We start from the raw sequence: 7,102 nt of genomic DNA on the forward strand, positions 1-7,102 counted from the left end.
GCTGTTCGAGGTGGAGCCGAGGACCCGGTCATTCGTCGACGCCCCCGGTGCCGCCGGTCAGCTGGGAGAGCCGGAACACGACGAACTCCGCGGGCTTGACGGGCGCGACACCGATCTCGCAGATGACCTGACCCGCGTCGACGCTCTCGGGCGGGTTGGTCTCGCGGTCGCACTTCACGTAGAACGCCTCGTCCGGGGTGAGCCCGAACAGGGAGCCCTTGCGCCACTCGTTCACCAGGAACGCCGAGACCGTACGTCGGATACGCGCCCAGAGCGCATCGTCGTTCGGCTCGAAGACGACCCACTGCGTGCCGGCGAGGATCGACTCCTCCAGGTAGTTGAAGAGCCGCCGGACGTTGAGGTAGCGCCAGGCCTGGTCGGAGGCCAGCGTCCGTGCGCCCCAGACCCGGATGCCGCGCCCGGGGAAGGAGCGGATGCAGTTCAGCCCGATCGGATTGAGCAGGTCGTGCTCGCCCTTGGTGAGCTGCGTCTGCAACGCCACGGCCCCGCGCACCACCTCGTTGGCCGGCGCCTTGTGCACTCCGCGTGTGTCGTCGCTGCGCGCCCAGATTCCTGCGATGTGGCCACTCGGCGGTACGAGGGTGGCGCGGCCGGAGGCGGGGTCGGCGACGCTGATCCAGGGGTAGTAGAGCGTGGCGTACTTGGAGTCGAAGTTGGCCCGCTCAGTGCGCCAGCCCCGGATCTGCTGCGGCGAGAGTCCCGGCGGCGGGTCGAGAATGGCGATGCGGTCACCCATCAACTCGCAATGGCTGATCAGCCCTTGCTGCACGGCGATGACGGACTCCAGGTCGAGCAGTCCTCGTTCGTACGCGCCCATCAGGTCGGGCACGGCGACCATCGTGACCTCGTCCACGGCTTCGAGCCCGCCGAGCCCGGTGCGGCGGTCGGCGTCACCGACGTACACCTCGGGTGCGAGCGAACCGGCGCCGCCCGCCACGGGGGCGGCGGGAGCGAGCGCGACCGACTGGATATCGGGCCTGGCGGGCGCGGCGCCGCGCCCCGTCTCCCGTATCTCGATGAGCTCGGACTTCGCGTTGACGCGGGTGGCGACGTTCTCCTTGCTGCGCTTGGTGGTCACGGACGGGTACGTCTCCGCGACCTGGCCGTCCCGCTTGACGATCAGCTGGAAGACGTCGGAGGGCGGGTCGTCGCCCTCGGCCTCCGCGACCTCGACGCTGATCTCCCCGGCCACGCCCGGCCGGGGCTTGACGGCGTACGGCCCGACCTGGACCTCGGACCCGGCGGCCAGCTCCCCGGCACCCGTGTCGGCTCCCTCGGCTCCCTCGGCGATGCGCACGACGTAACAGATGCCGCCCCCGTTGGCGAAGAAGCCGTAGACGGCGGAGGCGAGGTACGTGCCGTCGACGAAGTCGCCGAAGGTGCTGACGAACTGGCTCCAGTTCGTGATGAGCGTGGGCTCGTCGAACGGCCCCCGCTGGGCGAAGCCGACGAAGGCGGCAACCGAGGTGCCCACCCCTTCGATCGGCCGGGACCCGGACTCGACCTCTTCGACGTAGACGCCCGGGGACAGGTACGACGGCATATGAGCCTCTCCTTGACGCGCTCCTCGACGTTCTCCTCGACCCCGTTCCAGGACCGGGGAACGCGGGCAATTCTCGCCACTCGCTCGATCACCGGGAACGGATACTCGGCCGCCCCGCCGTGCACGGGCGGCTGCCCGAAGAGGCAATCCGGAGCGCCTCACGCACCGCGCGGACGTGCCCGGGTCACGGCCCGCACGCGCTCCACCCGTCCGGTACGCGCGCGGCACGCTGGCACACCACGTCCGGGCGGATCCATGGCTGGCGGGAGGGACGGATGAAGGCGGTTCCGGAGAAGACCCCCACCGCACCGGCCCACCCCGATGCCGCCCCCCGCACGGACCGGGCCCTCGCTTCGCCCTCCGCGCCCCCGGACCGCCGAAGCATCCAGCGCCTGCAACGGGCGGCGGGCAACGCGGCGGTCTCCCGCCTGGTGGCCCAGCGCTACACGGCCCCGGTGAAACCTGCTCCCGCCCAGGCTCCCGGCTTCCGCAGTATGAAGGCGGCCGTGGCGGCGAAGAAGGCCCGGCTCTCCGTCCATCCGCCTGCGGCTGCGGAGTCCAAGGCGTCCCAGGACGCGGCGGTCGCACCTCCTGACGACAAGGAAGCTCAGGGCAAGGCGGCCAACGCCGAGAAGATGAACGCGGCGAAGCCCGGTGAGTTCGACAAGAAGGCGTTCGTCGACGCGGTGAACAAGGCGATCGACGCGCAGGCTCCGAAGAACCTCGACGAGGCCGACAAGTTCTCCAAGTCCGGCAAGGCGGACAAGGTCAAGGAGGAGGTCGACGGCAAGGTCACGGACGGCAAGGAGTCCTCGGCCAAGGACATCGACACGGCCACGAAGGCCCCTCCGGACACGTCGGCCGCCAAGGACAAGCCGGTCACCCCTCTCACCCCGGACCAGCCCCCGGGCAACCCTGGCGCCCCCTCGGCAGCGGACGCGATCCCGGACAAGCAACCCGCCTCCGTCACGGACTTCTCCGAGGGCCCGGCCGCCAACGACAAGGAGATGGCGGACGCCGAGGTCACCGAGGACCAGCTGGCCAAGGGCAACGAACCGGAGTTCAACGAGGCCCTGTCGGCAAAGAAGACGGCCGAGACGGACTCGGCGAAGGCGCCCGCCAAGGGGCAGGCGGCCGAGAACCAGCAGCTCACCACTGCCAAGGCAGGCGCGGCTGCCTCCGGCGCCACCGCCATGACAGCCCTCACCGCGACGCGCGGCCAGGCAGGCCAGCAGGTGGACGGCGGCAAGGGCGAAACGAAGTCAAAGGACGAGAAGAAGCGCGCCGAGGTGACGGCGAAGCTCCAGAAGGTCTACGACGGCACGAAGAAGGACGTCGAGACCACGCTCTCCGACCTGGACAAGAAGGTCGACATGGCGTTCACGGCAGGCGAGAAGGCGGCCCGGGACGCGTTCACGGCGGACCACAAGCGCCGGATGAAGAAGTACAAGGACAAGCGCTACTCGGGCTGGACGGGCAAGGCCCGCTGGGTGAAGGACAAGTTCGCCGGCCTCCCGAAGGCAGCGAACGACCTCTACCAGGAGGCCCGCAAGCTCTACGTGGCCCAGATGCAGACGGTGATCTCCTCGGTCGCCGACATCATCGGCACGGAACTGGGCAAGGCGAAGGCCCGCATCGCCAAGGGCCGCACGGAGCTGAAGGCCGAGGTAGACAAACTCCCCGCGGATCTGCGCGAGTTCGGCGACGAGGCGGCCAAGGACTTCGCGGGCAAGTTCGACGACCTGGAAGCGACGGTCAACGAGAAGTCGGAACAGTTGGTCCAGGACCTGGCGTCGAAGTACACGGCAGCTCTGAACAAGATCGACGAGGAGATCAAGAAGCTTCAGGAAGCCAACAAGGGCCTGATCGACAAGGCGAAGGACGCGATCGTCGGCGCCATCAAGACGATCAACGAACTGAAGAACCTCCTCCTCGGCATCCTCGCCAAGGCCGCCGGCGCCATCATGAAGATCATCAAGGACCCCATCGGCTTCCTGGGCAACCTGGTCAAGGCGGTCGGCGCGGGCCTCAACCTCTTCGTGACGAACATCGCGGAGCACCTGAAGACCGGCGTCGTCTCCTGGCTGCTCGGCACGGCGGTCAAGGCGGGCCTCGAACTCCCCCAGAAGTTCGACATGAAGGGCATCATCCAGCTGATCGGCTCACTGCTGGGCCTGACCTGGGACAACATCAAGGCCCGCGTGACCCGAAAGGGCGTCCCGGACGAGGCAATGGCGGCGGTCGAGACATCGGTCCCGGTCGCGAAGAGCATCGCGAGCGAGGGCCCGGCAGGCGCGGTCAGGGAAATTCAGGCGGAGGTCGGCGACCTCAAGGCCACCATCCTGGAAAAACTCACCAGCTACCTGATCCCCACGGTCATCATCGCGGGCATCACCTGGATCATCTCCCTCCTCAACCCGGCCTCCGCATTCATCCGCGCGGTCAAGGGAATCATCGACATCGTCACGTTCATCGTGAACCAGGGCGCCCAGATCGTGGAGTTCGTCAACTCGGTGCTGGACGCGGTGGTGGCGATAGCCAACGGCGGCTCGGCGAGCGTCCCGAAGATGGTCGAGACGGCGCTGGCGGCGAGCGTGCCGCTGCTCATTGGGTTCCTGGCGTCGCTACTGGGCATCGGAAGCCTGGCCAACAAGGTCAAGAGCGTTTTCCATGCGGTGGCCCGGCCGGTGAACCGGGCGATCGACAAGATCGTGGGGTTCATCGCCAAGACGGGTAAGGCACTCTGGCGGAGGCTCAAGGATAAGTCCCGGCCAGAGAAGCAGGGACCTGCCGGCAAGAAGGAAGCCGACGAGGGGAGTGCTTCGGCATTCCCGCTTCCCAAGAAGGGGTTCCAGTCACTCGACAACGAGAGTCACAAGGTTCAGTTCGACGGAAAGAGCGCCAACGCCAGGCTGGTCGTGCACAGCAGCCCCCAGGACATCGAGAAGTACCTGGCGGACTGGAAACTCGAACTGAAGACCGCCAGTGACCCTGATGGCGCGTCCCGCGCGGCACTGACGGCTGCCGGGCAGAAGAGGGACGAGGTCAACACGCTGCACAGCGCCTTTCGCGCCCTGCCCTCGGGGGCGAGCGCTGGCCAGAAGTCGTACGACGATCTCCTCGCCGCCCTCGCGCAGCTCGCGGCCCTTCTGGAGAAGCGACCGGGAGCCACACCCCCACTGCCCCCACCGGTGCTCCCCCCGATGGCCAACGGCGTCCTCGCCAGCCCCTTCAAGGCGAGCTATATCGACAAGGACATCAAGAGGGGGACCGAAGCGAGGTCGTACGACGGCGCGACCTTGATCGGCTGGGCCATCGCCAAGGCCTACAACGATCCGGCACCGGGCCGTCCGGACAGCAACGCCTGGGTCAAGATGCATCTGCTGCCCGCCTTCCTCGGGGGAGACGCGGTCGACTCGAACCTGGTCCCGGCGCGAGGCTTCGTCAACAACCCGATGTTCTACAGCGGCATCGAGAACCCTGCCAGGAAGTCTCTCCACAAGGCTGCGTCGGATGCAGCGTACGAGCGCATGGTCTGGTATCGGGTGGGTGTCACCTACTTCTCGGCGCACCCCGGATTTCCCGGGGAGATCGAGGTCGAATGGGGTGGATACGACCACTCGAACGGCACATGGAGCGAGCGTGCGCCTCGGGGCGGCGGTGGCTCGTTCTCAGACAAGCAGGACCCGCCGAATGACCTGGCCAACGATGTGTTGCGCATCAATGCGCGACGGGTGAATTTCTCCATATTCGACTCCCTCGGAATAAGCAAGCCAGATGCAAAGAAGATCAAGAAGGAGTCGAAGAAGAGGGAATTCTCCGGCCTCACTGATGCAACCGGAAGATTTCCGCATCTCGCGAATCAGCTCATCCGTGCCGCCGCGGCGGGCCGACTCAGGTTCGACTGACCTTCACCTGAAGAACTCATCACATGAGCGCAACCCGGAGGAGATATGGAAACCGACTACGAGCACCGACTACGAGAGATGGTGGAGCAGGTCCAGGCGTGTGAGTCCCTGCGCGTCGACACCTATGACCGGGGTCCGCTGGACGTCTACATGGAGCGCGCCGAAGACGCCTTCCACATCGTGCAAGCCGTGGAGAAGACCCCGCTGCCCGCAGCGCTGACCTTGAACTTTCACCGACATACCAGTCTCGTCTTCGCCTGGCGAGCTCTGGAACCCTTCCAGACGATCGCCGGGGAATTCCACCTGAGGCACATCGGTGAGGCGCTGCTCCTCGGAGCCGGGAAGAAGCCGGTCTCCGCGACAGCATCTCAAGAGGAGCGGCTGATCCATGGGTTGAGGGTCTTCGAGACCCATCCTGTGGGTGGAACCGGGACTTACACCGGGATGCGACTCGCCCCCGACCAGGCTCCGCCGGAGCTCTGGTACTTCGACCTCAGGCAGGGACCCACCCGTCTCGACATCGGCTACGGCGACTACCTCGATACCCTGGTGCGCACCAAGGGCCTCTACGACTGGCAGTACCTTTTCGCGGACCCAGATCCGGACAACTATGGCATGAGCGTCTCCCTGCCCTACCTGAGTGAGGGGCTCGACCTAGTCGCCCGGGAGTTCCCCGGTGACGACCTGTCGGACCTCCGGGCCCGGCTGGAGGAGCGAATGAGCGTGCTGGGAAGGAACGCGTGACCCTCATACCAACAGGTGCATGTACGGCCCGGACTCCGGAGCCAGTGTCAGCTGCCCCAGCTTCTGGTGCTCCCGCTGGACCGTGTCGATGAGCATAGGAATAGTCAGGCGCCCCGTCCGCCGCCGCCGTCACCGCAATCAAGCGGATGTTGCCGCCCGACAACTTGAGGGCCTACGCGCAGAAGGAGCACGCGTTCGGCTACTGACCGCGTGGCTTCCTCGCGCTGGCGCGTACCTGCTGAACAGCGGAAGCGAAGAAGAACCATGGCTCGATCGAACGTCGTCACCAATGGAGTAGCAGCCGTGGAAGTAGGTGACGCCGTGGGTGCGGTGGTAGGTGGCAGGGATCCGCTGGGGTCGGTTTCGTGGCGCCCAGCAGGATCCTGCGGTGGGGCGGATGCCGAGCGGCCCGAACTCGTCGAACGCGTCCTCGTCGTCAGCGCTGAGTGGGCGGGGACGGCCTCCCGCCCGCTGAGGGTCCAGGCAGGCCAGGCCGATCTTGTTGAAGCGGTGGATGAGATCACGCACGGTGTCCTCGTCAGCGGCCACGAGCTGGGCGATGACCGGCACCCGGTTCCCGCCGGCCGACGCCGAGCAGCATCATCGCGCGGCGATAGCGCACCGAGCCCGAGCTGGTACTGCCCCGGCGCACAATCTGCTGCAGTCGTTGCCCCTCCTGGTCGGTCAGTCTGCGCACTCGCACCGGTTCCGCCATCGCTTCTCCCCTGCAGGACGGACCAGTCACGCCCGAACCCGGCGCGCGACTCGCCTAGCATCTCCTGCCATGAGCAATTCGGAGCCCCCACTCGACTGGCTGCAGAACTGGTACACGCAGCAGTGCGACGGCGACTGGGAGCACGAGTGGGGCGTGAAGGTTGCCACGCTC

The 7,102-nt window shown here is 66.8% G+C and carries 4 protein-coding genes and 1 pseudogene; 3 read left to right on the top strand and 2 right to left on the bottom strand.

Annotated features, from left to right (window positions below; translation table 11 throughout):
* Positions 1 to 28: 28 nt before the first annotated feature.
* The gene (locus ABT025_RS34105) at positions 29 to 1,564 is read right to left on the bottom strand and encodes a phage tail sheath family protein (protein WP_351002533.1); all 1,536 of its coding nucleotides are present in this window, start codon (positions 1,562 to 1,564) and stop codon (positions 29 to 31) included.
* 275 nt (positions 1,565 to 1,839) lie between these two features.
* Here ABT025_RS34105 and ABT025_RS34110 point away from each other — a divergent pair, with 275 nt between their 5' ends.
* Together ABT025_RS34110 and ABT025_RS34115 are read left to right on the top strand one after the other, a co-directional pair.
* Positions 1,840 to 5,472 carry a hypothetical protein gene (locus ABT025_RS34110; protein ID WP_351002534.1) on the top strand — a complete coding sequence of 1,211 codons (3,633 nt, stop codon included), beginning with the start codon at positions 1,840 to 1,842 and terminating at the stop codon, positions 5,470 to 5,472.
* Positions 5,473 to 5,517: 45 nt separating this feature from the next.
* Positions 5,518 to 6,216 (top strand): hypothetical protein, encoded by a 699-nt coding sequence (locus ABT025_RS34115; protein ID WP_351002535.1) that lies wholly within the window; start codon positions 5,518 to 5,520, stop codon positions 6,214 to 6,216.
* Positions 6,217 to 6,495: 279 nt separating this feature from the next.
* Here the strand turns inward: ABT025_RS34115 and ABT025_RS34120 are convergent.
* Positions 6,496 to 6,931: pseudogene (locus ABT025_RS34120) on the bottom strand (helix-turn-helix domain-containing protein); the annotation flags it as partial.
* A 69-nt stretch (positions 6,932 to 7,000) separates the two neighbouring features.
* Here ABT025_RS34120 and ABT025_RS34125 point away from each other — a divergent pair.
* The coding region (locus ABT025_RS34125; protein WP_351002537.1) for an Imm53 family immunity protein at positions 7,001 to 7,102 on the top strand (102 nt) is incomplete at its 3' end.

Source organism: Streptomyces sp. NPDC002809 (assembly GCF_040295435.1).
In the GTDB taxonomy this organism is placed as follows: Bacteria; Actinomycetota; Actinomycetes; order Streptomycetales; family Streptomycetaceae; genus Streptomyces.